Source organism: Candidatus Krumholzibacteriota bacterium, from assembly GCA_034520215.1.
In the GTDB taxonomy this organism is placed as follows: Bacteria; Krumholzibacteriota; Krumholzibacteriia; order Krumholzibacteriales; family WJIX01; genus JAGHBT01.
The window spans coordinates 474,996-501,711 of record JAXHNR010000001.1; the positions used below are offsets into that span (position 1 = coordinate 474,996).

A 26,716-nucleotide genomic window follows, 5' to 3' on the forward strand; every position below is an offset into this window, starting at 1 on the left:
AATCCTGGAGGTGGATATCAATGAAGAAGATATTCAAAAAGAGGAAAAAGAGGTTGGGGCTTCCGCCGGGTACTCTTATCTATGACGGGGAAGAGCAGACCGGGAAGACCAGTGTTACGGTGATCGATTACGACCAGGAACGATTGGAAGAGAAGGTCGTTGAAGATATAGAAGAATCTTTTCCTTTTAGGGACAGTTCTTCTGTTACCTGGATAAATGTAGACGGGCTCCGGGACGTGAAACTGATCGAGAACCTGGGAGATTACTTTGGGTTCCACAACCTGGTGCTGGAGGATATCCTCAGTACCGGCCAGAGGCCTAAATTTGAGGAGTTCGAGGATTACCTGTTTATCGTACTCAAGATGCTTGATTACAGCGATGAAGATAATGAAATCACCAACGAGCAGGTCAGCCTGCTGGTGGGAAAGAACTACGTAATATCTTTTCAGGAGCATGAGGGGGATCTTTTCGAGCCGATCCGTGAGCGGATCCGGAACAGGAAGGGACGGATAATTAAACAGGGGGCCGACTACCTGGCCTATAGTCTGATCGATATAATTGTGGATAACTACTTCAGTATACTGGAAAAAACGGGTGACCGGCTGGAAACGATGGAGGACCTGGTGATCGAAAAACCTGAACCGGAAACGCTTCAGCAGATCAGGGCGATAAAGAGGGAGATGATACTTCTCAGAAGATCGGCTTGGCCCCTTCGGGAGGTGATAAGTAACCTGGAAAGGGTCGAGCCGGGGATTATTCACAAATCTACGAAGATATACCTTAGAGACGTATACGATCATGTAATACAGGTGGTGGATACTATCGAAACCATGAGGGATATGATCTCCGGTCTGCAGGACGTGTATATGTCCAGTGTGAGCAACAGCATGAACGAAGTGATGAAGGTCCTTACCATAATCGCTACCATATTTATCCCCCTTACCTTCATAGCTGGTATATACGGGATGAACTTCGAGCATATGCCCGAGTTGAAATATGCCTGGGGCTACCCGGCTGTTTGGGGTGTCATGGCGATTGCGGCTGCACTGATGGTTACCTTTTTCAGAAAGAAGAAGTGGATGTGAGATAGATCCGAACCTGTTTATTATACCCCTGGGGAAGAATTATAATCCATAGGTCGTAAGAATTAAAGGAGGTGTTATCATGAAAAAGAAGGAACGGAAACCCACAACCAACGATGCGGGTATTCCTATGTCCAGCGATGAATATTCGCTCACTGTCGGGCAAGACGGTCCCATTCTGCTTCACGATCACTATCTGGTCGAGCAGATGGCCAATTTCAACAGGGAGATGATTCCTGACCGCCAGCCACACGCTAAGGGATCTGGTGCCTTCGGGCACTTTGAGGTTACCAGCGACGTCAGTGCCTATACCAAGGCTGCAGTGTTTCAACCGGGCGCGAAAACAGAGGTTCTGGCCCGATTTTCAACGGTAGCCGGAGAAAGCGGAAGCCCTGACACTTGGAGAGATGTACGCGGGTTTGCTCTCAAGTTCTACACCACCGAGGGCAATTACGACATGGTGGGCAACAACACGCCAGTGTTCTTCATACGGGATCCAATGAAGTTCCAGGACTTCATTCATTCGCAGAAACGCCGTGCGGATAACGGACTGCGGGACCACGATATGCAGTGGGATTTCTGGACCCTGTCTCCTGAATCTGCTCATCAGGTCACCATTCTGATGAGCGATCGCGGCATTCCCAGGAGCTATCGGCACATGAACGGCTACACGAGCCATGCCTACATGTGGATCAACGCCGAAGGGGAGCGCTTCTGGGTTAAATACCACTTCAAGACCGACCAGGGCATCGACTTCCTTACGCAGGAGGAGGGCGACCGTATTGCCGGTGAGGACGCAGATTACCACCGCCGAGACCTGTTTGAAGCGATCAAGCGGGGGGACCATCCCAGCTGGACTCTGAAAGTCCAGATCATGCCGTTCGAAGAAGCTGAGACTTACAGATTCAATCCGTTCGACCTGACCAAGGTCTGGCCCCACAGCGACTATCCGGTGCATGAAGTGGGTCGGCTTATACTGGACCGCAATCCATCCGACTTTCATACCGAGATCGAACAGGCGGCTTTCGAGCCGAATAACCTTGTGCCGGGTATTGGCCCCAGCCCTGATAAAATGCTGCTTGCCCGCTTGGTTTCTTACTCTGACGCCCACCGCGCGCGCCTGGGTGTCAACTACAAGCAGATCCCGGTGAACCGTCCGAAATGCCCTGTACACAGCTACAGCAAGGGCGGTGCGATGCGAATGGATAATGTCTCCGATCCCGTTTACAAACCGAATTCCAAGGGTGGACCCAAGGCCGATCCCGAGCGCTATCCGGAGCAGGCAATCTGGAGTGCCAATGGTGAGTTTATCAGAGCCGCCTACACCAAACGCAAGGATGATGGAGACTTTGTCCAGCCGGGAATCTTAGTACGCGAAGTGATGGATGACGAGCAGCGCGACCGGCTTGTATCCAACGTGATCGGTCACCTTAAGAACGGTGTGACCGAGCCGGTCCTTGAGAGAGCTTTCGAATACTGGCGCAATATCGACGAGGAGATTGGCGGCCGTATTGCGAAGGGCGTACAGGAAGGCTGATCTTACCTTGCTATTGTGAGAGGTCGATAAATAAGACTTCCCGGGGCGCTATCGAGATTTAATTTTTTGCCGGGAATGGCGAACTAACAATGCGCATAGAGATATTAGGAACAGAATCGCTCGGAGTGAGGGGCTTTCCTGCAGGATAGAAGTGGGCGAGCGGGTGATCATGATAGACCCCGGAATAGCCCTGGGATATCAGAGGCACGGACTACTGCCTCATCCGTTTCAGGTAGCTGTGGGCAGATCGATTCGAGAGAGAATATTGCGGTTTCTCACCGAAGCCACTGATGTGGTTATCAGTCATTATCACGGAGACCATATCCCCCTTGTAAACGCCAATCCATATCAGCTTGGCGCGGAAGCCGTTACCGGTCTAAAGCCGGAGGTGCGGTTTTGGAACAGGAGTACAATCGGTCTGTCGAAAAAGATGGCGCAAAGGGCCGAGGCGCTGGCCTTTGCTCTCGACCGGGAATTTATCGGTTCCGAGGAAAAGAGCGACGGAGTTATCAGTTGTTCCGAGCCGGTACCTCACGGCGTTAATAAGGGTCGTATGGGAAATGTGATGATGACAAGAATAGAAGATAAAGGAGAAGTTTTTGTCCACGCTTCCGATATTCAGCTGCTCAACGCGGAATCAATAGAGATAATAATTGAGTGGAAGCCCGACACAGTGCTGCTTTCGGGCCCTCCTCTATATCTAAACAGGTTATCACACCAACAACGAGAGAGTGCCCGTTCCAATTCAATATTATTATCCATGTCGGTTGATAATCTGATTATAGACCATCACGTCGCGAGAAGCGAAGCAGGAATAAAGTGGCTGGATCAAATTTCTTCTGAAACTGGAAAAAGGGTGTGTTGCGCCGCTGACTTCATGAAAAAACCCCGTCTTTTACTGGAGGCCTGGCGAAGAAGGCTATACCGTGATTTGCCTGTCCTACAAAACTGGCATGAGGATTACGCCCGTGGAAAGGCCAGTGTGGAAGGGTATAGAAGGTGGCGTGAGCACAAAGCCTGAAAAGCGGTGATAATGCAAATTTCTATAAACTTCCGAGAGGCAGAAAATTACATTGCGGGGATATTATTGAAAAATATAAAGTTTACCGGGCCGGGAAATAAACATCTTCACCTTTCATACTCTAGAGTTTCCTCCACTGCTGAGATTATGCGGTGAAACATCCCTGGAAATTTTTCCGCCTCTATGGATGAAATTTTCTCCAGCCTTTCCAGTTTTTAGATTATCTGCCGTTCTCTTTCCATAAAACCATAACTTAATCGCGGTGGATTATTACAAGGCCGTCATATCCGTCCACGGTCAATCGGTCCCCGGTCCGCACAGCTCCGGTAGCGTTGGTAACTCCTGTCACACAGGGGAGCCCGTACTCCCGCGCAATTATCGCTCCGTGTACGAGCATTCCTCCCCTTCTCTCGACTATGCCGGAGACCAGTGGTATTACGAAGGTCATATTCGGATCTATTGAATCGCAGACCAGTATTTCCCCATCCCTGACATTGAAAAGATCTTCAGCCGATTCGATAACTCTCGCAGTTCCCCGCGCGATCCCTTCCCCGGCGGGCTGTCCCCGGAGCTGCCTTGCGGTAACATCCTTATCTCTCTCATCTTCAACCGCGGCTGAATCTACATTGGGCACGTAATCCGGATCTCGAAGAGCCCGTTCAATCTCCTTCGCGTCTCTACAGGCCGCAAAATCTCTACAGCGGTCTCCCATGCGTCTCCGAGCTTCATCAACAGCAAGGTTTAATGCTCTCTCGAACCTTCCCAGGTATATATTATCATCGTCTCTAAGCCGGTAGCTGTGCCGGGCGATATCAAGGAGCTCTGAGGCGAATCCCTTCTCCTCTTCGGGGAAGCTCTCGAGGAACTTATCCTCCAACAGTTCCCTTTCCTCCTTATCTTTCAACCTTTTTCGAGTCTTCCTATCCGGACGGCCGCTAATTGCCAGCTCCCTGATCAAACCAAGGAGAGACTTTTTCTCATCGTCACATTTTCCGCCCTCACAGGAGAGCTTGCCAAATTTACCGATAAACTCTTCCAGCCGTTCATTTATCCCTCCGCCGAGATCTTCCAGTTCTTTATCCCGAAGCCCGGGTATCTCTTTCAGCTCTCCTGCCAGTTCTTCAAGCATTCTGTTCCGCTTTACGCTCAGCGTCTCCGATGCTGAGAGAAGGTCCACGAATTCATACGGATCATCCGGTTTAAGCCGGTCGTTGTAGACTCTTCCGAACAGGCGTACACCGTGGGCGAAGGGGATGAATTCGTCCCAGTAGATCTTTTCCCATTTACTGTAAAGAGTATTCCTGCTCGAAATCTCGTCGGCAAGTTCACTGTCTCCCGGATTGGAAAGGTCTGTATCAAAGAGTTCATCAGCTTCGGATATCATCTCCGGCACAATATCGTTCTCTATTCGATCAGACATCTTCCTCAGAGTTTCGAAGCTTTTCCTCAGGCTCAGGTCAAAAGCCCGGCGATCATCCCCCTCCAGGATATCTCCAGTGGTTATCGGCCTGGATTGAAGAAGAAAAAGGGAATCACCCCGGATGGTCCACTCGACATCCTGAGCAGAACCGAATATCTCCTCAACCTGCAGGACAGTTCTGAATATCTCCTGCACCTCCTCTTCCGAGAGTGGGAGCATGGCTGCTTCTTCAACATCGACCTGTTCGAATCTTACCCCACTTCTTGCCGCCACCACCCGGCGGTCGTGCTCGGCACGTTCCAGAGTGATCAGATCCCCGGTTTTCCTGTCCAGCACCCACCGGTCGGGCTGTACTTCTCCGTCAACCATACCCTTGTTCAGGCCGAAAACAGCTTCTATCACACTCTGATTGCGATTATTGGGATTTCTTCCGAATGCCACACCGGACCGTTCCCCCTCGATCATCTCCTGAACCACAACCGCCATTGAACTATCCTTCTCCTCTATCCCCAGCTCTTTTGCGTATGCGAATACCGCATCCGACCAGAGAGAAGCCCATACGCTGACAAGCGCCTCCACAAAATCTTCAAAACCGCGGACATTAATCACTGATTCATGAAGTCCAGCGAAAGAACCCCCGGCTGTGTCCTCGAGAAGGGAAGATGATCTGACTGCCAACCCCTTATCCCCGAGCCAGTCTCCCATCTTATTCTCCAGAGCGGCCAGAATATCGTCCGGCACTTCAGACTTGAGGAAGGCGCTGCGTATACGAAGTGAAGCGTCCCACATCTCTTCCCAGCGCATCTCCTCCAGCGGCTTTCGGGCAGTCTCCATAACAATAACCCCTTCGAGCCCGTTATCCCGGATGAACTTCCGGTAGGCTTCCGAGGTTACACAGAACCCGGGCGGGACGGATATCCCGCTGTTAATAAGAACTGAGAGTGCGGCTGTCTTGTTGCCGCAAAGAGCGCTGATTCCAGCTTCCCTTGAATCAAGGGAGAGCACGTATCGATCCATCATATTTTTTTTAGTTTCCATATCGGCAAATAGGAAAAAACAATCTATTCCATGGTAAGTTCCACAACTTCCTGGAACCTTCTTACCAGAATATATTTTCTTACATTTACCCTTATCAGCGATGTATAGGGAGAGTTTACGAACTGGCGCAGGTGAGGATTCCTTTTCAGGTAAAGATCTTTGAACTTCTCCAGATCACTGCCTTCGATTTCTTCCGCCTCTCCGAAAACACTCACCGCCGCCGCTTTTCTGAAATCCTCCACACTGTTCTTACGGTTGTCCAGAAGAAGGGAAACCCTGCTGTTGGCCTTGATATTCCTGTATTTCCGGCTGTCCCGCCCGGTGATAAAGACAAAATTTCGCAGGTCCTCAGTGAAAGTGAATCCCACCAGGTTGCAGTATGGATACTCGGGACCCTCCGAGGCCAGGACCATCAGCTTCTGACTTCTCAGAAGTTTCCTTATATACTCTCGTATCTCTGAACTTTCGTCTGTCAACTGAATACCCCCTTTGCCCTGATATAATACAATAAAGCAGCCTATTGCAACATAATAAATATAATTCATAAGCTGTAGAATATCCGTTGTTTCTTTGCTCTGCAGTAATAAGAAATTCAAATTTTCCCGGTAATGAGAGATCTGTCTACGGGATCCCTTCATCACGGCGATGTCGACTTTCGTTTCCTTTCGATCCCCTCCTGAGAGCTGTTGGGTGGAAATAATATAACACTTATTATAAATAAATCTGGTTTATTTATTTTATCTATTCGGGCATACTTTACTTTTCTCTGATTATGAAGGTCTGTATGCTGTATTTCAGACGGTGGGAAGGGAGATGATACTATCAAATCCAAGTTATTGGGGTTTGTACTGTGGGTGCTTGCGTCTCTGTCGGCGGGCTGGGTTGGATCCCGGTTCATGCCCGGTGAGTGGTACGCCTCTCTGGTGAAACCTTCCTGGAATCCGCCGGGTGCTGTATTCGCTCCAGTTTGGACGGTTCTTTACATTTTGATGGGTGTCGCCGCATGGTTGGTCTGGAAGAAGGAGGGGTTCTCCCGAGCTAAAGCCGCGCTGGTGCTTTTTATCAGCCAGCTGGTACTGAATGCGATTTGGTCTTATCTGTTCTTCGGGGCTCAACAACCCATGTGGGCATTCTTCGAAATCGTTCTTCTGTGGATCTTCATTGTGATGACCATGGTTAGTTTCTGGAGGGTGAGACCAGCCGCGGGGGCCCTGTTTATTCCGTATGTATGCTGGGTTGGATTCGCTCTGATTCTCAACCTGCAGCTGTGGCGGCTGAACAGCTGAAACGGAGAAGGATGAGAAAAGCAGGATTACTGATTTCCCTGCTCATGATCTGCGCAGTTGGAGCACAGCCGACAAACAGCAAAAATCCAACTATTAATAAAATAACAAGCCGCTTCTGTAAAAATATTAGTTCCTCTTCAAAAAACACATCTAAACAGAATTATATAAATCTAGAAATATAGAATTATAGATTGCTACCTTTTTGAATTATAAGAAATTCGTTTTTTTTCGTCTTTTGCTCTCTTTATCTTCGCGGGGGAGATCTGAAAAGGTGTTCCATGCTGATGAAAAATCTGTCTTTCTACTACCGGCGCCGGTGGTAAATATCTTGCCACTTTCTCTCTTTCCCATCTCCGGACTTTTCCCCTCTGAAATAGCTGTTCTAAGGAATATCGGTTTGATTGTATCGAAATAGTTTTCCCTGGGGGAGTGCCTGGCCACAATTCTTTCCACACTTCTTGTGGACATATTTTTTACTTCTTTTAAGAGTTCTTTATAATTCTCACTGGTTATAATCCCGGCTATCCTGGAGATGTTCGTCAGATTGATCTCTCCCCTGAGAAGCATATCCGCCGTTTCGGGAAAATCTTAAAAAATCTTTAAAAAATACCGGCAAATCGCTGATTCGAATCTGATCCTCTGTATCGTCACATTATTTGGAATTTAAAGTGCAGAATAGGTGACGGGTTGAAGTTTTGTTGAGCGGTTACCTTACAATTAAATGCGGTATGAATAAAATATTAATTTTTATATATGGGCAAAATAGCTAAAGGGTAGTTTATGTGGAAGCGGGAGATATATAGATGGGGCGGACGCTTCGCGAGTTAAAGTATTAGATGAATTGTATGAATAAAGAATGTCTGAATAAGGTTTTAAGGGGTGGAGGCGCTGTAAGTTCCTTGCCATCAAGCGGCTTAGCTCATCCGGTCAGGGGATATACAGCAGTCTTCCGCAGTTCTCGCACGTTAGAAGCATATCTGCCGAAGAGGAGGAAAAAAAGGATGTAGGTAGTTTAACAAAACAACCAAGGCATTTGTCACCCGTAATAGGCAGTATTGCTACTTTATAACGTTTGGCAAGTTTTTCATACCGGTTAAGTATTGATGGAGAAACCTGTTCAGCCAGCTCGGAACGAGCCTTTTCCAATTCTTCGAGACCTGATATTTCAAATCCCATATCTTCAAGTTCCCTGGCATTTGATTTATCTTTCATTTCCCTGATCATTATCTCAAGGTCCTGGAGCGCGATCAGGAGTCTGGAGTTATTTCTCAAGTTTCATTACCTCCAAGGAGATTTATCAAGCTTTCAAAATCTTCAACTTCATGGAGTTTTTTCAATTTATCCGGTTGTTTGATTAGGTTTAAAAGGTCGCTCAGCAATTCAAGGTATGTTTCAGCGTCTCTGTTAGAAGGGGCAAGTATTAGAAAGAATATTCGTGTAGGTTTACCGTCCAGGGAATCGAAATCCACACCGGCGTTGGATTTGCCGAAAAGAATAGTAAGTTCCTTGATTGCCAGAGATTTACCGTGTGGAAAAGCAACTCCTTTGCCAAGGCCCGTGCTGCCGAGGCTTTCGCGGTTTTTTAGCATTTTCATTATAAGTTCTTTGTCTGAAACTTTTCCCGTTTTCTCGAGGTGCTCGGTCATTTCTTCGAGTATGGAATTCTTTTTTCTGGAACGCAGGTGGAAAAGACAAAGGTCATCTTCGAATAATGATATAAGTTTCTCAGATCTCATGTTTTCCTTAACTTTAGAACTCATTTCTTCTAATTGTATAACAGGAAATAATATTTTTCACAAATGTTTTTTGTAATTTTTATGAATATTATAATATAATTGAGTGGAGAAATGATAATATTTCAAAATATAACAGGTCAGGTATAGATATGAATGAAATAAAAGAGGGGTTTGTAATAAGAAAAAAAGGAGCTAATTATTATGTTGTAAGCGGGGGCAGGGAGGTGAAGTGTTTCCTTCGGGGGAAGTTCAGGATCAGCGGGGATCGTGATAGCGTAATTCCGGTTGTGGGTGATAATGTTAAATTCAGAAAGATTGGCAATTCAGGTTCTGATGATGCCGCGGGCCTTATATTATCGGTTGGCGCGCGTAAGTCTGTTTTCGAGAGAAGCAGTTCTTTCGGTACGGGAAGAAGAAAAATCCTCGGTTCCAATCTCGATTATATTTTTCTAGTACATTCCGTGACTGAACCTGATTTAAATCTAAGGCTTATTGACAGAATGATTGTTTCCGCTGAGCACGGTGGAATTGAGCCGGTGTTATGTATTAATAAGATTGATCTGTCAGATAATCCGGAAGCGCTAAAAAAAGAAATGAGCCCCTATATGAATATGGGATACGAGGTTTTATTCTGCAGTGTGCTGGATGGCAGTGGAATAGAGGAGTTTCGTGAAATTCTTGGGGGCAAGAGATCTTTGATGGCCGGCCCTTCGGGTGCCGGCAAAACCTCCATTATAGCCAAGCTTCAGCCTGAGCTGGAATTGAAGGTCGGCACTATAAGTTCAAAAACCGGTAAGGGGAAGCACACTACGAGCCATTTCGAGCTGCATCCGTTGAATTCCGGAGGTTATCTTGGTGACACGCCGGGAATAAGGGAATTTGGTATTAATCATATTGAGAAAAATCAGTTGCAGCTTTATTTCAGGGATTTTAGTGATTTTCGGACAAGCTGCCGCTTCTCGACCTGTATTCATGACCATGAACCGGGCTGCGGCGTGAAGAAAGCCTTAAAAGATGGGCTGATTTCGGAAAGAAGGTATGACAGTTATATTAGAATGCTGAAGAGCCTATCTGGGAATCAGCGTGATTTTTAACCGCAGAGTTTCTTCGGCTTGCACTTCTACCTCGTTTTCCCATCTCATATACCCTTTTTTAACGAGTTTGACTCTATGCTCTCCGGATTCGACGACCAGAGGAGAACTAAGCGGTGTTGTTCCTGTATATTTGCCGGCAATGAATATTTTAACGCCCGCTTGAGTGGAAAATTCAATTTTACCAGTTAATTTTCTCAGAGTAATTCTCCTTTTAGAGAGTTCGTCGGCTTTTACGGTTATAACCTCAGAGTAGTCCCGGTAATCTGCTCTCCTGATCAAAATCGTGTGTCTTTCGGCGCTGATTGATTTAGGGCCGAGTTGACTTCCGAAGATTTCCTGCTTTCCGTCTATGAAAATAGCGGCCTCAGGTCTTGTGTGAATATCAATAAATCCTGTGGGATTTGCCGGAGCCGCGGGGGGCGCTTCATTCGTTTCGGTTATCTTTTCCGGAGTTTTGTTCCGTTCCATTTTTACAGCGTTTGTGTTACCGGGAGAATCAGAGTTAACCGCGGTTTTTTCAACTGCTGTTGAAAGCGGTTCTTCTTTTGTGCTGTTCGTGTTGTCCGTTTTCGCTTTGTTATTATCCCTGATAGCGTCAAATATCTTGATCTGCGTACCGGCTGCTATATTAGAGGCGCCCGAGAGTTTCTCTTTTGAGGGCGGAGCCGGATTTTGAAAGATTGCTCTTTTTACGGTTGTGTTGATTTTTGTTGCTATTCCGGGATAAAATCCGATAAGTACGAATCCGGCAATAACAGCCGCGATGGTAAGCGGCAGGGCTTTCTTCTTCTTAGATTTGTATTTAGTGCTTTCGTGCACGGCGGCACCTCTTTCTTTGAAGGCGTATTCCTTTAAGATAGCTTCGCTGGAGAGAATGGTCTTATTACTCAGAAGGGATTCTATTTTTTCAGCCATTTCTCCGGCGGATTTGAATCTGTTATCCGGATTACGGCTTATGGCTTTCATTACTATTGAATCCGTGTTCCTGCTGATATCTGAAGAATTCTTTGACGGTATAGGCGGTGTGGAAGCGGGAATATTCTCAGCGGCGGAGGTGTAATTATTTCCGGGAAACGGCGTTTTTCCAGTGAGCATTTCATAACAAACTGCTCCCAGGGAAAAGATATCATTTCTATTATCAGGCTTTTCATCTATTGGGGGCTCTAAAGATAAACAGGAAGTTTCAAGCTTTGTTTCTGAGCTGGCCCGATCTATCCTGACGTTTCTAAATTCAGCCAGGCCGAAATCTGTTATTTTGATGCTGCCGTCTCTTTTAATCATTATGTTTGATGGTTTTATATCTCTGTGAATGATTCCCCGCCGGTGGGCGAAGTCGAGCCCCCTGCATACTCGATGGGTGATGAGAAGAGATATTTTTTCATCGATACGGCCGTTCCTCCGCATGAGATCTCTGAGGCTCAAGCCGTCTATATATTCGGTTATTATAAAATATGTTTCTTTCACAGTTCCGGAATCTATGATTCTCACTATATTTTCGTGTTCGAGACTCGCGGCCGCTTTCACACACAGATCAACCCTGCGGGCAACCTCCGGACTGGACGTCAGTTCGGGATGCAGTTTTTTTACCGCGACCTTTCTGTCGAGGGAGGTTTGAACAGCTTTATACAACACTGAGGTGCCGCCTTTAGCTATTGTGTTCAGTATCCTGTAATTGTGCTGGTCCATTATATTTATTCTCCCGTTTCCAGCCTGCTCGCGAGAATGCCGGGGAGTCCGGCGGCCAGTATCTTCCCCTGAGTCGGAGTAAAATCGTATTTCACTCGTCTCTGATTTATTATTCCTCTGACAGTATCAAGTACGGTAAAACTGCCGGCGTTCATTCCGTCACGGGATTGTCCGACACTTCCCGTGTTTATTAAATAACGTTTCTTCGGATTGATATGGGTCAGTGTATTTCTGATGATTCTCGCTCCCTCATTTTCTCCATAACTTATAATTCCCGGAATGTGGGTGTGTCCGATGAAGATAAATTTCTCATTGAAATGTTTGAATATTTTTGTCGCCTGAGAGATGTCAAGTATATATTCCCATTTGAGGGGAGAGAGGGGTGAGGCGTGCGAGAATATGCAATCTCCATAATGGTATGCAGGTTCGTATTTTTTTAAAGCCTTCAGCTGTCTTTCGTTCAGAATATCAGATGTCCACCTGATAGATTCTCTGGCAACGGAATTAAAATCGGCGGTGGATATCAAACCCGCGGCCGCCATGTCGTGATTCCCGCAGATTTTGATCTGAGCGTATTCTTCAACAAGTTCTATACATTTTCCGGGATCCGCGCCGTAACCGACAACATCTCCAAGTGAGATTATCATATCGGGATGTATTGTTTCTGCCTCTTCGAGAATCTCTTCAAAGGATTCAAGATTCCCGTGTATATCTGAGAAAACAAGATATTTCATACAACCTCCCGTCTCACAGTAAAACAAATTCTTATCTGTCGATACAGGTTGAATCCTCTCTTATCAGCATTTACGCATAAATTCATCTTTATTTACCGTAACACCTAATTATTCGGTATCAAAATGCTATTTTCCCTATGATGAAAAACGCAAGAAAAGTGCCAATACAACAGGCCCTCGGGTTAAAGAAGGATTTACAGACTGTTTATTAATCCGGGGGCAAGTTGTTTGTCGTTTAGGCAGTTTCAGCTCTTTGATATAAAGGGCTTATAAGAATGAGGGTAAATACCTATTCTTATTTTAATCTTGATAAATAGAGGTGTGTTTTGATACAATAATTATTGTTAAATGATTATATTTAACGGGATATTATTGAGTTATATCTTAAGGAGGTTTTCAACAGTGATGCAGGGGAAGGTCAAGTGGTTTAATGAAAACAGAGGATACGGATTTATAAGACAGGAAGATGGAAAAAATATTTATGTACATTATTCTGACATTGTTGGAGAAGGGTTCAGAACTTTGAGCGAGAATGAAAATGTCGAGTATGAACTCGAAGAAAAGTTCAAAGGAATTCAGGCAGTCAGGGTAAAGAAGATAAATCAGGTTAAGTAGAATAGAAGGTGCCAGCGGATATTCCCCTGAAGAATTCTTCCTTACACAACACAAAAATTACTAAATTACAGCCTGAGCGCGTTACCCTAAAGAAAGTTCATTTTCTTCTTCAGTATAGAAACGTTTCAGGTTCCGGCGCGCTTTTTCATTAGCCGGATCGATTTCAACAGCCTTTTCCCACGCTTCGATGGCCTCCTCGATTCTGTCCAGTTTGTAATAGGCGTTTCCAAGGTTTGTGTATGCGGAGCTGTTGTTTTTGCTTTTGTTTATTGCTTCGTTGTACATTTCAATAGCCTCGGAATAGGATTCAAGTCTGTAGAAGGCGTATCCAAGATTGTTATACGTTGTCGCTAGTTCGGGGTTTAGTTCTATCGCTTTCTTAAATGCTTCTGTAGCTTTTGTCTCTTCACCGGTCTCAGTATGTGTCAGACCAAGATTATTATACGCTTCCGTAAATTCGCTGTTGAGTTCTATGGCCCGGTTAAATAGCTCTTCAGCTTTTTTGTACTGACCGTTATGATAAGCCATAACCCCTGCGTTATTGATACGTTTCGCTTCTGAAATATTGTTTTTCGTTTTCTGTTCAGCCAGAGTCTGTTCCTGATTCTCGACCATTTTCACAATTCCAGAGTAATTGGCAGAGAGTTCTTCAGTTAGTTCCTTATTCTTCCCGAGGCTCGATTCAAGCGTTTCGATATTCTTGTGAAGTGTTTCTTTCCACTCGGATACATCATTTCTGAATGATTCAATGTTGTTGTCTCTTTCTTTAATGCTTTCTTCAAGGTCCTCTGTTTTTTCGGCAACTATATCGGAGATTGATTCAATAATTACCTTATTTTCCTCAATCGCTGAGGAGAATAATTCTTTTATCTCCTCGACCTCTTCTTTGAAAGATTCAATCAAACCGGTTTTTATTTCTGAATTACTCTCTTGCATTTTCTCGAGCGATTCGGAAATGCTTTTCTTGTTTTCCTGCTGGATTTCCCTGTATTCATCGAGAGCTTCAACTATTTTACCCGTTTCCTTCATCTCTTCATTTCTTAAGGAGATACCGCGAATTAATTCCTCGAAGCGGCAGACCTCTTTTTCATCGTCATAAAATCTGCAGCTTTCTCTAAGACAATTAACTTGTCCTTTAAAGGATTTCGCTATGTAATGGACCTTCTGTTCCTGTGTGCCGGTCTCATCTGCCTTTTGTTCCATTTTCCTTTCTTCGGGCACTTCCGGATTAATAAAGGGATTGTTGTCAGTAGATTCTTCATCATTCTTTCCATTTTCATCTTTCGTAATTTCGTTTTCTTCAGCTTCCAGGACCAGTGATTCTTTTCCATAATCTTCAATTATGCTGGTTTGCGTTATAAGGGGACAGATCTTCATGATTCTTCCTTTCATTAGAGTGTATTTAATAAACTTCCCGTTTTTTCAATAACCATTGTATTACGACAAATTTCTGAATCTATAAACCTTATGTAGTTTTCTTCAGCCCTTTTCCCGGCGTCCAGATATTCACCGTGAATTTCAATTATTTTCATAAACGATGATGACGCTCGTCCGTGGTCGTGTAATATTTCGCTGGCTTTGCCCAGAAGGTACAGGGTTTGAGCTTTTTTAACGGAAGGAAGTGAGTTCTCCTTTGTGAGAGACGATAGAAGCGCCACGGCCATAACCGGTCTTTCAGCGGCAAGATAAGTTTTTCCAGTTAGATACAGCCTTACATCCCGTGACATATTGCTCTTTTTCAATACTTTTAGAGCGTCCGCGGGTCTTTCTCTGTCGAGAGCGGTGTTAACCACTCTTACAGCTTCTTCTTCTCCTATTGTTCCGTTTTCCGCTTTAGAGATTCCTTTTGAAAGCTCTTCGTCCGTAATCGATATAATTGTTTTTTCAATTTGCTTTAATATATCTTTTCTGTCGTCACATTCTTTTACTACTTCCGAAAAAAGTTTTAAAGAAAGTTTCTTGAAATTTCCTATAGCGGCAAGCCCGGCGAGTTCTATCTTGAGTTTTATTATTTCTTCGCCGCTAAGTGCTTCAGCTTTGCTTTTGATAAGATCACAAGCTTCGTCAAAGCTTTGTTTTTCAGCGTATAATTTCAGTGCCAGGGAGAAGTACTCCGGCTTCTGCTGTTTCTCGATCAGAGTGTTAATTCTTGAGATTATTTCATCAGATTTGAAGTCCTTTATACCTGTCAGATTCTGTAAGGATTCAAATGCTTTTTCATAATCACCGTCTGATAAAAGGCAGTCAGTCCTTAATCTTTCCATTTTTGCGGCCAGGGTCTCGGGCCATCTATGGTTGCTAAGCTCGGCAAGAATCCGCTTACAGCTCTTTTCGTCAATTCCGAGTGCGTCGCGGTATAAATCAAGGGCTGAATTTTCTTTGTCTGCCAGAGCCTTGATGCGGGCGCAGCCGATAAGAAATTCCCCGTTTTCCTTATGGGTTTCAAAGAACCTTTCAGCGCTTTCTTCTATCCGTACCGGGTCAGCTTCATCTGAGGAAAGCATATTGACGGCAGAAGTTAATGATTTACCTGTTTCTCCGTTATTTAAGAAAAGTTCAGTCAGAAGCCTGTTCGCGTCGAATTGCAGGGGCTCTTCTTCGGTGATCAGGGTAAGGAAAGAGATCGCCTCGGAAGCAGAGCTGTTGTTTTCTGAAAGCAGTATTTCAATTTCCTTCGCGGATTCAGGAAACTTGTTTTCTAAGCGCAGGTTTTCAGCGTAGAGTTTTCTTAGCTTTGAATTGCCGCCAGCCTCGGAGAGCAGCTTTTCAAGCTCTTCTCCCAGTTCTTTTACAGATTCTTCAGTGCCTTTCTGCGCTTTTGACAGTAACGCGAGAGCTTCTTCCCGTCTATCTTGTTTCCAGGCGATCAAACCGAGCAGTTTATTCAGCAGCCATGGTTTCGCGCTGACAGAGATGGCGTTATCAAGTTTCTTAGAGATTATGCCGCGGTGTTCCGGAGAAAGTTCGACGCATCTCTTGAAATTAGCTGCAGCTTTATCCTCATCTCCGAGCTGCAAGTACGTTTCACCCTTCAGATAAATCGCCTCGGGGTTATCGGGGTTGATTTTTATTATCTCGTTCAGTTCTTTCTCGATTGATATCAAATCGGGTTTCTCTGAAGTCAGAGCCATGGACAGACATCGTAATGATTCATCCAAATCGTTGTTTTTACGGGATATAATCGCTCCATAAGTATAAAGCTGAGAGGCTTCATTCCTGTCAAGCGCCGATAACGCTCTTGTGAGTATTTCCTGCGCGAGACCTGTGTGATTTATAGCCAGAGAGCTGCGAAGGAGTTCTTCCCACACTGCTGTGTTGTCGTGTTCATTTTCCAATATTTTATCGAAGCTGGACATCACGTCTCTGATTTGGGATGGATCGGATTCAAGCGCTTTACCGAGGAAATGAGCAGCTTGGACAAGCCGTCCTTCATCCGAATGCAGTTGATAAAGAGCCAGAAGAAGAGTTGTGTTGTCAATATTATCGTTTAATACTTTTTCGTATTCACCTATGACATCAAGCTTTATATCCTCGTCGGATATCATAAGTTGATCGTAAGAAAATACAGCCTTTTCTATTTTTCCCGAATGAAGCTGTGAGTGAGCTTGTAAAAGCTGAAATGGTTTTGAAAGATCGTTTTCTTCCTTTACGGCATCGATTAATTCCGAAACAAAAGACCAATTCTCTTTTCTGTCCCCGGCAAGATCCTTTAGCCTTGAAGCGAATTCGGAATGCTTATCAGGATTTGCCTCGCAGAATTCAATAAGGTACGGGATGGAACCTGAGATATCATTATCAGCCATGCATATTTCGATTGATGAAAGGAGATTGCCGATTGTAGCACCGCAGTTTTTTATCACTTTTGCAGTAATTTCAAAGACTTCTGCCTCATCAACAGAATCTAATTCCTTTAATTTTTGCAGGAATTCATTAGCTTTTTCAGAATTTTTGCTCATCGCGTAAAGTTCAGTGAGAATCATAAGGGGCAGTTTGGTTCCCCCTTTTTGTTCAATATGAGTTTGCACGTAATCGATAAGTTCAGGAATCAGTGTCGGGTCCATCTCACAGGCCATGTTATAGGCGCTTTGTGCTTTTCTATAATTTTCAGTGTCTGTATAGAGAATTGCCAGCAGTCTTTGAGCAGGCGCGGTTTTAAAAAGGTCCTCATTTTTTTCAATCCGCGAAGTAATTTCAGAATTATTATTTCCTGTTGTCTCAGCCAGTTTTTCCAGCCTGGCTACAGCTTCTTTGTAATTTTTAATATCGGAAAGCACGTCACAAAGCAGAAATGTTGTTCCGGGCAAATCATTATCTATCAGCAGGTTTGTCAATCTGTCGATAACGAATTCCTCTTTGTTTATACGCCCCGGGAGGGACTGATCTATTCTATCCTTTTCATCTCTTTTTTGCCGGCGTTCTTCTTCATACGCTAAGTATTTCTTGATTGAGCCTGTGCCCTCATTTTCCTTCCCCAGCCTTATAAGAACTTCACCCTTTAGTAACAGATGGTTTTCCGACTTTTTCTCAGAGTCACAAATTATATCAAGGATCTTTTCCAGAGGAGGATTCGCTAGAGCCGCTGATTTAAAGAATCTCTTCTCAGCCTTATCGGGGTGGTCGAGAAGCATTGACGCGAATCCGAGTATATATTCCAAGAGTGAGGACTCATGCAGTTCACTCTTGATAGAGAGAATTATCTTGCCGATTGTCTCTACGTGTTCAGGCGAGTTTTCAAGGGCGTTTAGCATGTAGGAGAGGGCGGGTTCGAACTCGCGTTTTTGAATGTGCAAGAGGCCCAGAAGGATTTCATTATCAGTAAATTTCGCAGAATTTGTCATTCCTCTCTTGATAAATCCACTGGATTTTGTTTTTGAACGGGCAGTTAAATCTGCCAAATATTCTTCAGACGCGGTGCCGAGAAAATCGTTCGCGCGTTCAAGGTTTTTACCTCTTATAAGCGATTCTAATACAAAGCTTCCAATAAAGGGGTTTGCAGTCTGATAGAATATCTCCTGAGAAAACTGTAAGATTTCCTTCTTTTTGCCCGGGTTGTTCCGCGAAGTTGATTTCAGCAGTTTTGCCGCTTTTTGAAAGTCAGCGAGGTCGACGCGCAGCTGAATCAGTTCCATCGATATATCAAAATTACCGGGCCACTTCTCGTGTCCTTTCAGGGCGTTTCTCAGCGCCCTTTCGAGGTCGCCTCTGCTTATGTCCTGATATACCCTCTTTAAAACCTTTTCTTCGGTTAAAAACAATTTATGTCCTTTAGTTTACTGGATATTAGCCTCTCGGTTGTATTTAAGCGAAATATGTTCCATCTTTCAGTAATTCGGCTAATTTTATTAATCGTTGATAAGTTTAAGTTTTAGAATTAAGATGTTGAATGAAAGGCATGCATTAAATATATTCTTTTTGCACTTTGCACAACGGACTTGCAATAATTAGACTGAATTGGGAATAGAAGATATTATGGAAAATAAAAAAAATGTGTATTACACAGTTTCAACAGAGGTTCAGTTTTCCGCTTCCCATTTGTTGAGGGATTATCCCGGTGACTGCGCGAGACTCCATGGGCATAATTGGGTTGTCCGCGCCTATTATCGTTTTACTGCCTTGGGAGATGACGGGATATCAGCTGATTATATTAAGCTCAAGTCGGACCTTTCACGTGAATTATTACCTCGTTTTGATCATCGTAATTTGAATGAAGTTAAACCTTTTGACAGGAAAAACCCTACGTCTGAAAATATAGCGGCGGAAATCTTCAGGATTTGCCGTGAAAATATCCATTATGAAGGCGGAAAACTTGTAGAGATAGAGCTCTGGGAAACTCCAACAGATATGGTGCGTTACGGTGAACGATAGAGACAATTCTATTGAAAACGCTCTGGTGCTGCTTTCCGGCGGGCTGGATTCAACCGTGGCTCTCGCTGTCGCGCAGAGGCGGTATAAACTTAAAACAGTTCTGTTCTTTGAATATAACCAGCATGCTCTTGAAAGAGAAAGGTCAGCTGTCAGAAGAATTGCCGGCTTTTATCAGCTTCCCATAGAGTATGTAAAACTGCCATGGCTTGGGGAAGGTTCCTCCTCTTCTTTGACAAGAGAAGTTTTGCAAAAGGAAGACGATTTTAGAAATGTAGAAGTTGGACAGGAAAATAAGAGGGACCCCTCTTCAGCCTGGGTAGAAAACAGAAACGGTATTTTTCTTAATATTGCCGCGGCATTTGCGTCATGGAAGCAGTGTTCGGTGATTATAACTGGATTCAACAGAGAAGAATCGCGCCTATTTCCTGATAACAGCAGCATTTATGTCGACGCGGTTAACCGCGCGCTGGATATTGGAGTTAGAAAGGATATCCGTGTTGAAAGTCCTACTCTGGATTTTGACAAGAAGAGGATAGCTAAAGAAGGGATGAAGCTTTCAATACCCTGGAAATACTTGTGGAGTTGCTACGGCGGCGGCAAATTGATGTGCGGAAAATGTTATTCATGCATGAAATTAAAGTCTGCCATTGAGGGGATGGGCGCCGCGGAAGTGATCTCTTTCGCTGAGGAGGAATAGTGAATAGTGGTAAATATTCAGTTCTCGAAACGAAATGGTTAGGGAGGCCAATTGATTATTCAGGCGATGAACTCAGGGGACATTTTGTCAGAGAACTCTCAGGCATAAAAAACGACGGGGTTGTCGCTTTTGCCGGTTCATGCAGTGTGAGAGGCGATAGCCTTGTTGATCTTGAAGACGCGGAAGCGGGAAGCACTATTGAGTCCGCGAATATGCTTCACTTTATCGGGGAGCATTTTGGCTGCCCTCTCCGTGAAGCTAATTTCAGGTTGAGAGTATTCGCATCGGTAGTGAAGGATCTTTTTCAAAAGTGTGTTCGTGATATCGAATTAGACAGATCTGGAGATGATCTCTTCATTGAAAATAGAAAGCTGACCGTGGCGATTTCAACACTTACCCCTGTTTCTGCTGTTTTTCATTTTGGAATTAACATCGATCCTGAAGGTGCCCCGGTACCCGCCGCGGGCCTTGAAGAGTTCGGCGTTGAAGTGAAATGGATGGCTGAAGAAACCCTTGAAAAGTACCGCCGGGAATGTAATTCAGTTGAGATGGCGCTCAGAAAAGTAAGGGGAAGATATTAGGCGGAGATTTTTTAAGTATTACTAAACCGCGCTATGTTATAGTCTAATACAATGGGAAAAATCACAGGATATATTTCAGAAATCTTTCGTTCTATTCAGGGTGAAGGCGAGTATGTGGGAGTTATGCAGGTTTTCCTGAGAATGGCCGGCTGCTCCAGGCATTGTGTGTATTGCGACACTCAGAATGACGTGGAGGAAAACAAGGTGTGTTGTTTTCATGAAGCTGGAGGAACGAGCAGAGTCTCCAACCCCATTCTCCCCGAAACCGCGTTTTCGCTTGTAAGCAGACTGCTCGCAGACTCCGCGAATGTACATTCCCTTAGTATTACCGGTGGAGAGCCGCTTGAGCAGCCCGCGTTTCTGACAGAATTTCTGAAGATTTTCAGGAAAAGATCCCTGCCGGTATATCTTGAAACCAACGGTCTTGAGCTTTCGTCAATCAGAACGGTCAAAAGGTTTATCGATATAATCGCTCTTGATATCAAGCTTCCCTCTCTTTGCGGTGGAGGAGATTTCTTTCCTATATACAGTGAGGTTCTCAGAGAGATTTCAGCAAAGAAATTTTTCTGCAAAGTAGTTGTCTCATCTTCTGTGGACTTGAATGAATTTAGAGAGAGCGTGTCATTAGTCTCAGGATTTGACAGCTCTATTCCGTTTGTAATCCAGCCCGCGACTCTATTGACAAATAACGGCGGGGGTGATTTGAGACTGGCTGTCGATTCTGACTTGATGATCAAGTTTTATGATGACGCGTCAAAGTACCTCGAGAATGTAAAACTTATTCCTCAGTGTCATAGGCTGCTTGGAGTTTTATGAATAATGCCGCGAGATGATTCGATGCAGGGTCGGGTTCGTGAAGGCGGCGACCACCTCGCAGCGACTATTTGTTTGAGCAAGCTGCATACCAGATTTATATTCAAATTGTCATTAAACCCTGTAAGTCCTTGCCAAACAAGTGTTATCAAAGAACCGGCTTTTAATGAAATGTTTCTCAGAGTTTCCTGTTATTCCTTGTAATTTTTTTAACACTGCTTAAGAAAGAATACATTTTCTTCGAAATCGCAATATATGAATGTCGAAATTGCAACAGTGAGGAACTTATTTTAAACTTGTTTGCCGGCAGGTTATAAAATAAACTGATAAAATTACTTGACACCTGTCCGTATTTTGCTTTAAGAAATTGTAATACTAGGACTTAGTGTTTAAGTCAGTTCATGGGACTTGTTTTCATACCTTAATAAAGGAGGGGTAGATGACAAAGGCTGACATAGTTGAGGACATAGCCAATAAGACCGGTTTGACAAAAAAGGAAGTAGCTGAATCGGTCGAGGGATTCCTTAGTTGTATTTCAAATGGATTGGCAAACGGCGAACATTTTGAAATCAGGGGATTCGGAACCTTCAAGGTGAAGCGTCGTAAGGCGAGGATGGCCAGAAACCCGAGGACCGGGGAACCTGTTCCGGTGCCCGAAAGGCTTGTGCCCGTATTCAAGGTCTCCCGTGAATTAAAAGAGCTTGTTGCTCAAGCTTAATTCACACTGATTGAGATCTTTTTGAGGCGAGCATGATATTTCCCTCTCTCCGCCTATAATGGTGAAGCTGGATGATTACTTTTTTATATTCAGTGCCGCGGCTGAATATATTAATCGGTTAAAGTATTTGCCGCGGAGGTGTATTATTACCGTCTTTCATGGAATTGACTAAGTGGTGATTGATTGGATAAAAGAGTAATAGATTTGAGAAGCGATACAGTTACAAGATGCTCTCCCGGAATGAAAGAGGCGATGTGTGAAGCTGAGGTTGGTGACGATGTGCTGGGGGATGACCCTACCGTAGAGCTTTTTGAAGAAAGGATTGCGAAGCTTCTCGGTAAGGAAAAGGCGCTGTTTGTGATCAGCGGCACTATGGCTAACCTGCTTGCCTTGATTTCCCAGACAAGACCCGGAGACGAGGTTCTTCTTGATAGAAACAGCCATATATTTAATTACGAAGCCGCCGGTTCGGCGGTAATTGGCGGGCTGCAGCTTCATCCTTTTGACGGTTCCGGCGGTTTTCTTCCTGTTGATGAATTGCCTCTTGCTGTCAGACCCGATAATTTCCATTATCCTCGCACTTCACTCGTTTGTGTTGAAAACACTCATAATCGAGGCGGCGGGACAATTTACCCATTCGATGAATTAAAGGATATTTCCAGTTTCGCGGCGGAATTCAATCTGAGGACTCATATGGATGGAGCTCGCCTGGCGAATGCCGTTATCGCTTCGGGGATTCCGTTTGACAGATGGGCCCGGCTTGCCGATTCTGTGAATGTATGTTTTTCTAAAGGCCTTGGAGCACCGGTGGGATCGGTTATTGCCTCCGATGCTGAAACGATTAAAAGAGCCAGAGACTGGCGTAAGAGGTTGGGAGGAGGATGGAGGCAGGCGGGTCATTTGGCGGCGGCATGCCTATACGCGATCGATCATAACATAGAACGTCTGACCGAAGATCATGAAAAGGCTTCAAGAATAGCAGAAGTGATAAAGGCCGACCCGCGATTTAAACTTGTTTATCGTGTAGAGACGAATATCGTGATTTTCGAGATTACCGATAATTCTATAGATGCAGATTCCGTTGTAAGTAAACTGGCTAAATCCGGTATTCTCTGTTTACCTTTCGGGGGCAGAAAAATTCGTATGGTCACTCATCTGGATATTTCCTTTGAAGATATCGAATATTTTGAGAAGGTATTTCCTGGAATCTAAAAAATGCAATGAGACTTTTCCAATTTTATTTTGTAAGCACTCCTATAGGTAATCTCGGCGATTTTTCGGAAAGGGCGGCAGTAACATTAAGAGATGTTGATTTAATACTGGCAGAAGATAAGAGGAAAACCGGAATTCTTCTTTCACGGTATAAAATCAACACTAAGCTGAGAGCGTATCATGATCATAACAAGAAGAGAGTTACGCCGGATGTTATAAAAGGGCTGAACGAAGGTCTAAGAATGGCCCTTGTTACAGACGGAGGCACTCCGTTGATATCCGATCCGGGATTCTACCTTATAAGGGAACTTATAAAGAATGACATTGAATTTACCGTGGTGCCGGGTCCAACCGCTCCAATTAGCGCGCTTGTTCTTTCAGGCTTTCCTCCCGACAGATTTACTTTCTTTGGATATATGCCCAGGAAAAAGGGAAAAAAGGAAAAGCTTATAGAAAAGGCGGGTAAGAGAAAAGAAACTTCAATCTTCTTCGAAAGTCCATACCGTTTATTGAAGACACTTGAATATATAGAGAGAGTTCTTGGAGATAGAGATGTTGTTGTAGCAAGGGAACTGACAAAGAGATATGAAGATATTCGCAGAGGCCGAGTGAGTGAACTAATTGAGTATTTTTCTTCTAAAAAGGTCAAAGGGGAAATTACACTGCTTATCAAGGGAAACGCCGGCAATAAATAAATGGAAGCTCTTGACATAAACGGGGCTTAAGTTTAATAATACCTCATCAGGAGAAAGTGAGAGGATTTATTTTGTCTGTAAAAACTGAAATCAAAAATTTTTTTAGAAGACTTCTAACGCCTCTTGTTTCTTTGATTTCCTTAATGGGTATTTCACCATTAACTATTACTTCAGCGGGCATCTTAATTAGTTTAGTCGGAGCTTTTCTGGTTGCCGGCGGCAAGCTGTTTGCCGGGGGTGTAGCGCTCGCGATTTCCGGTCTATGCGATATAATAGATGGTTCACTCGCGAGAAAAGGTGAAAAAGTAACTGTTTTTGGGGCTTTCTTTGATTCCACGGGGGACCGGGTAGCGGAACTCGCTTATTTCGGCGCGTTGGTTTTATACTATGCGGGTAAGGTTCCCGTGAGCAGTTTTTATATAATTCTCGTTCTTATTGCCATGTCGGGGTCTCTCCTTACGAGCTATGCCAGAGCGAGAGCTGAAGGACTTGGCGTCAGGTGTGAAATAGGATTTCTTGAAAGACCGGAGAGGATTATTCTGCTTATCGTGGGGTTGATATTTGGCGGGGTTACACTTGTTACTGTTATTGCTGTACTTGCCTTTTTAACTGTCTTTACATTTATTCAGCGGGTTGTTCATGTGGGAAAATTGACAATGGGTAAAGATCTGTAGCATCTTTTTTCGGTTTTTTTTGTTGATTAAGAATTAGGTTTTTGTTTTTCCATAACCGAAATGTGAAACTTTATCAATTTCAGCAGTCAAGTTGTTAGTTAATCAGCATTGGATATATAGTGACGAATCTTAAAAGTGTCCTTAAAACATCTGTTCCAATCGTAGTGGACCTAGGCGCTCAGATAGTTATGTGGACAATTGAAACCACATTAGTCGGGCACATCGCCGTTGACTCTATGAAAAGGTTTTACCCCGGTCTGAACGCGAGTGGTGTAGACGCCCTAACTGCTGTGGGGAATGTAGTGCAGATAATCCTCTATACCTGCACGATACTTCTTATATTCGTTTTCGGCGCCACAATTATTGTAAACAAACTCCTTGGGGAGAAAAAGATTAAAGAAGCAAATCATTTTCTCGGGCAGGCTCTCTCTACCGCCCTTATCCCCTCTTTCCTTATAGCGATAATCTGGTATTTCGGCACACCATTTATTTTCAGCACGGTACTGGGAGCTACGGAAGCTGTAACTGCTATCGGAATAGATTATTTCAGGTTGATTTCCTTTTTCGCTCCTTTAATAGTTATGAATTTTGTGGCGATAGGTATAGTCCGCGGCGCGGGCGATACTCATCTTTCGATGATTACCGGGCTTCTTGTAAACGGAATTCATCTTGCCCTGGCGATAGTGCTGATTTTTGGACATTACTTTTTTCCTGAATTAGGTGTCCGGGGCGCCGCGCTTGCCGCGGGGATAGGACATACAGTCGGATGTATTCTGACATTCAGCGTAATCTTACGGGGACAAAGTGTCCTCACCTTCAAGTGGAGTGATTTTACAAGCTTTAACGGAAAGAGCATATCAGCAATCATAAAAACCGGCATTCCAATCACACTTGAACAATTGGCGTGGATGACGGGAATGACTATAGTTATAGGGTTCAGTAACAGGCTGGGAACTGTTGCCGCCGCCGCCCAAATCGTGATCATTACGTACCAGAGGTTGTTTTCGATTCTTTATCAGGCCTTTGGAATTGGAACCCTTACACTCGTAGGTCAGCTTTACGGGGCGGATAAGCATAAAAGCGCGAGAGATACAAGCAGAACATTTTTCTGGTTTGCCGCGGTAGTCGTTCTAATTATTTCAACTATAATATTCTTCCGTTCCCGTCACCTTGCCATGATATTCACAAGGAATGAGAAGGTTCTCGATTTGTGCTCGAAGGTGTTTAAGATTGTGGCTGTTGTACAATTGCCCAAAGTTCTCTCCTTTGTTTATTCTTTCAGCCTGCGCGGGGTTGGTGAAAATAAATACCCCATGTATCTCGCCTTCATTGGTGTGTTATTCTTTGAAGTTATACTGGGGTACACGCTGGCATTTGTTTTCTCTATGTCACTCGTGGGATTGTGGATAGCGGCTTTTGGAGATGAAACCTTTAAGGTTTTTATGGCGAAAAGACGTTTTCACAAAAGGATAGCGGATCTACAAAACGGAAAGTAAGTGATTAGAATTGAAACCTTTCTTTATTACATTTGAAGGTATCGAAGGCTCGGGTAAATCAACTGTGGCTTCATTGATAGCGGGCCGATTTAAAAAAGCGGGATATAATTTACTTCTGACTCGTGAGCCGGGCGGCACCGATTTGTCCGAGGATATAAGAAAAATTCTCCTGGATCCGCGGGAAACTGATATGTCCGAGAAAACTGAATTGATGCTTTATCTGGCAAGCAGAGCTCAACTTGTAGATGAAGTTTTAAAACCGGCTCTCGCTGACGGGAAAATTGTTTTATGTGATCGATATTTCGATGCCACAACGGCATATCAGGGTTGGGCGCGCGGAATTGGGGAAGAATTTATAAATCAGCTTAACATATTTACCGTCGGAGCTGTAATACCTGATCTTACGTTTCTTCTCGATCTTTCAGTAGAGGAAGGTTTTAGAAGGGGCCCAAAGCGGAGGGAAAAAACAGGGGCTCGCCACAGAGACCGTCTGGAACTTGAAGATATTGAGTTTCATAAAAGGGTCAGAGAGGGATATCTGAGGATTGCGGAAGGAGAAAAGCAGCGTGTAACAGTAATTGATGCTTCTAAAGATATCAATTCTGTTGTTTTTGAAATATCAGGGGTTATAAACTACCGTTTTGCCGTGAATATTTAATAAATTCGAATTCCTGATTTATTCACATAATTTGATTTCACGGTTTATATATTGCTAT

Annotated in this window: 25 protein-coding genes; 16 read left to right on the forward strand and 9 right to left on the reverse strand. The window is 44.3% G+C overall.

The window, feature by feature from the left end:
* The first annotated feature begins 20 nt into the window (after positions 1–20).
* The 3 genes from corA to U5O15_01960 all read left to right on the forward strand — a co-directional run bounded on the left by corA (position 21) and on the right by U5O15_01960 (position 3,640).
* Positions 21–1,085: a magnesium/cobalt transporter CorA gene (gene corA, locus U5O15_01950; protein ID MDZ7859426.1), complete on the forward strand. Its 1,065-nt coding sequence runs from the start codon at positions 21–23 to the stop codon at positions 1,083–1,085.
* 79 nt (positions 1,086–1,164) lie between these two features.
* Positions 1,165–2,619, forward strand: coding sequence for a catalase (locus U5O15_01955; protein ID MDZ7859427.1), 1,455 nt, complete (start codon positions 1,165–1,167; stop codon positions 2,617–2,619).
* A gap of 163 nt (positions 2,620–2,782) precedes the next feature.
* Positions 2,783–3,640, forward strand: a complete 858-nt coding sequence (locus U5O15_01960) for a hypothetical protein (GenBank protein MDZ7859428.1) — start codon at positions 2,783–2,785, stop codon at positions 3,638–3,640.
* 253 nt (positions 3,641–3,893) lie between these two features.
* Here U5O15_01960 and U5O15_01965 read toward each other — a convergent pair whose 3' ends face one another.
* Positions 3,894–6,098, reverse strand: a complete 2,205-nt coding sequence (locus tag U5O15_01965; protein MDZ7859429.1) for a PEP/pyruvate-binding domain-containing protein — start codon at positions 6,096–6,098, stop codon at positions 3,894–3,896.
* Between the two features lie 23 nt (positions 6,099–6,121).
* The gene (locus U5O15_01970; protein MDZ7859430.1) at positions 6,122–6,574 is read right to left on the reverse strand and encodes a pyridoxamine 5'-phosphate oxidase family protein; all 453 of its coding nucleotides are present in this window, start codon (positions 6,572–6,574) and stop codon (positions 6,122–6,124) included.
* Between the two features lie 360 nt (positions 6,575–6,934).
* On the opposite strand from U5O15_01970, the gene U5O15_01975 reads away from it, so the two are divergent.
* Positions 6,935–7,384 (forward strand): TspO/MBR family protein, encoded by a 450-nt coding sequence (locus U5O15_01975; GenBank protein ID MDZ7859431.1) that lies wholly within the window; start codon positions 6,935–6,937, stop codon positions 7,382–7,384.
* Between the two features lie 207 nt (positions 7,385–7,591).
* On the opposite strand, the gene U5O15_01980 is transcribed toward U5O15_01975, so the two are convergent.
* From U5O15_01980 to U5O15_01990, 3 genes are all read right to left on the reverse strand, one after another.
* Positions 7,592–7,951, reverse strand: coding sequence for a hypothetical protein (locus tag U5O15_01980; protein MDZ7859432.1), 360 nt, complete (start codon positions 7,949–7,951; stop codon positions 7,592–7,594).
* A 360-nt stretch (positions 7,952–8,311) separates the two neighbouring features.
* Positions 8,312–8,656: a C4-type zinc ribbon domain-containing protein gene (locus U5O15_01985; GenBank protein MDZ7859433.1), complete on the reverse strand. Its 345-nt coding sequence runs from the start codon at positions 8,654–8,656 to the stop codon at positions 8,312–8,314.
* Positions 8,653–9,144 carry a PTS sugar transporter subunit IIA gene (locus tag U5O15_01990; protein MDZ7859434.1) on the reverse strand — a complete coding sequence of 164 codons (492 nt, stop codon included), beginning with the start codon at positions 9,142–9,144 and terminating at the stop codon, positions 8,653–8,655. Before U5O15_01990 ends, U5O15_01985 begins: the two co-directional genes overlap by 4 nt.
* Before the next feature lie 125 nt (positions 9,145–9,269).
* On the opposite strand from U5O15_01990, the gene rsgA reads away from it, so the two are divergent.
* Positions 9,270–10,214: a ribosome small subunit-dependent GTPase A gene (rsgA, locus tag U5O15_01995; protein MDZ7859435.1), complete on the forward strand. Its 945-nt coding sequence runs from the start codon at positions 9,270–9,272 to the stop codon at positions 10,212–10,214.
* On the opposite strand, the gene U5O15_02000 is transcribed toward rsgA, so the two are convergent.
* Both U5O15_02000 and U5O15_02005 read right to left on the reverse strand, forming a co-directional pair.
* A complete protein-coding gene (locus tag U5O15_02000) occupies positions 10,188–11,900 on the reverse strand; it encodes a serine/threonine-protein kinase (protein ID MDZ7859436.1) in 1,713 nt (570 codons plus the stop codon). The genes rsgA and U5O15_02000 overlap by 27 nt on opposite strands.
* A gap of 5 nt (positions 11,901–11,905) precedes the next feature.
* Entirely contained in the window at positions 11,906–12,634 is a 729-nt protein-coding gene (locus U5O15_02005; GenBank protein MDZ7859437.1) for a metallophosphoesterase family protein, read from the reverse strand.
* 402 nt (positions 12,635–13,036) lie between these two features.
* On the opposite strand from U5O15_02005, the gene U5O15_02010 reads away from it, so the two are divergent.
* Positions 13,037–13,249, forward strand: coding sequence for a cold shock domain-containing protein (locus tag U5O15_02010; GenBank protein MDZ7859438.1), 213 nt, complete (start codon positions 13,037–13,039; stop codon positions 13,247–13,249).
* 81 nt (positions 13,250–13,330) lie between these two features.
* Here the strand turns inward: U5O15_02010 and U5O15_02015 are convergent, their stop codons facing one another.
* Together U5O15_02015 and U5O15_02020 are read right to left on the reverse strand one after the other, a co-directional pair.
* The gene (locus tag U5O15_02015) at positions 13,331–14,641 is read right to left on the reverse strand and encodes a tetratricopeptide repeat protein (protein ID MDZ7859439.1); all 1,311 of its coding nucleotides are present in this window, start codon (positions 14,639–14,641) and stop codon (positions 13,331–13,333) included.
* Complete coding sequence (locus tag U5O15_02020; protein MDZ7859440.1) at positions 14,641–18,504, reverse strand: hypothetical protein; 3,864 nt, start codon at positions 18,502–18,504, stop codon at positions 14,641–14,643. Before U5O15_02020 ends, U5O15_02015 begins: the two co-directional genes overlap by 1 nt.
* A gap of 214 nt (positions 18,505–18,718) precedes the next feature.
* On the opposite strand from U5O15_02020, the gene U5O15_02025 reads away from it, so the two are divergent.
* The 10 genes from U5O15_02025 (at position 18,719) to tmk (ending at position 26,658) form a co-directional block, all read left to right on the forward strand.
* Positions 18,719–19,114 carry a 6-carboxytetrahydropterin synthase gene (locus U5O15_02025; protein MDZ7859441.1) on the forward strand — a complete coding sequence of 132 codons (396 nt, stop codon included), beginning with the start codon at positions 18,719–18,721 and terminating at the stop codon, positions 19,112–19,114.
* Positions 19,104–19,811 (forward strand): 7-cyano-7-deazaguanine synthase, encoded by a 708-nt coding sequence (locus U5O15_02030; GenBank protein ID MDZ7859442.1) that lies wholly within the window; start codon positions 19,104–19,106, stop codon positions 19,809–19,811. The genes U5O15_02025 and U5O15_02030 overlap by 11 nt, the downstream gene beginning before the upstream one ends.
* A complete protein-coding gene (locus tag U5O15_02035) occupies positions 19,811–20,392 on the forward strand; it encodes a DUF366 family protein (protein MDZ7859443.1) in 582 nt (193 codons plus the stop codon). The genes U5O15_02030 and U5O15_02035 overlap by 1 nt, the downstream gene beginning before the upstream one ends.
* Positions 20,393–20,443: 51 nt before the next feature.
* Entirely contained in the window at positions 20,444–21,208 is a 765-nt protein-coding gene (locus U5O15_02040; protein ID MDZ7859444.1) for a 7-carboxy-7-deazaguanine synthase QueE, read from the forward strand.
* 436 nt (positions 21,209–21,644) lie between these two features.
* Positions 21,645–21,923 carry an HU family DNA-binding protein gene (locus U5O15_02045; GenBank protein MDZ7859445.1) on the forward strand — a complete coding sequence of 93 codons (279 nt, stop codon included), beginning with the start codon at positions 21,645–21,647 and terminating at the stop codon, positions 21,921–21,923.
* A gap of 183 nt (positions 21,924–22,106) precedes the next feature.
* Positions 22,107–23,135, forward strand: a complete 1,029-nt coding sequence (locus U5O15_02050; protein MDZ7859446.1) for a GntG family PLP-dependent aldolase — start codon at positions 22,107–22,109, stop codon at positions 23,133–23,135.
* A gap of 8 nt (positions 23,136–23,143) precedes the next feature.
* The gene (rsmI, locus tag U5O15_02055; protein MDZ7859447.1) at positions 23,144–23,830 is read left to right on the forward strand and encodes a 16S rRNA (cytidine(1402)-2'-O)-methyltransferase; all 687 of its coding nucleotides are present in this window, start codon (positions 23,144–23,146) and stop codon (positions 23,828–23,830) included.
* Between the two features lie 71 nt (positions 23,831–23,901).
* On the forward strand, positions 23,902–24,504 hold the full coding sequence (locus tag U5O15_02060; GenBank protein MDZ7859448.1) for a CDP-alcohol phosphatidyltransferase family protein: 603 nt from the start codon (positions 23,902–23,904) through the stop codon (positions 24,502–24,504).
* A gap of 119 nt (positions 24,505–24,623) precedes the next feature.
* Positions 24,624–26,000, forward strand: coding sequence for an MATE family efflux transporter (locus U5O15_02065; protein ID MDZ7859449.1), 1,377 nt, complete (start codon positions 24,624–24,626; stop codon positions 25,998–26,000).
* 10 nt (positions 26,001–26,010) lie between these two features.
* Positions 26,011–26,658 (forward strand): dTMP kinase, encoded by a 648-nt coding sequence (gene tmk, locus U5O15_02070; protein MDZ7859450.1) that lies wholly within the window; start codon positions 26,011–26,013, stop codon positions 26,656–26,658.
* The last annotated feature ends 58 nt before the right edge of the window (positions 26,659–26,716 follow it).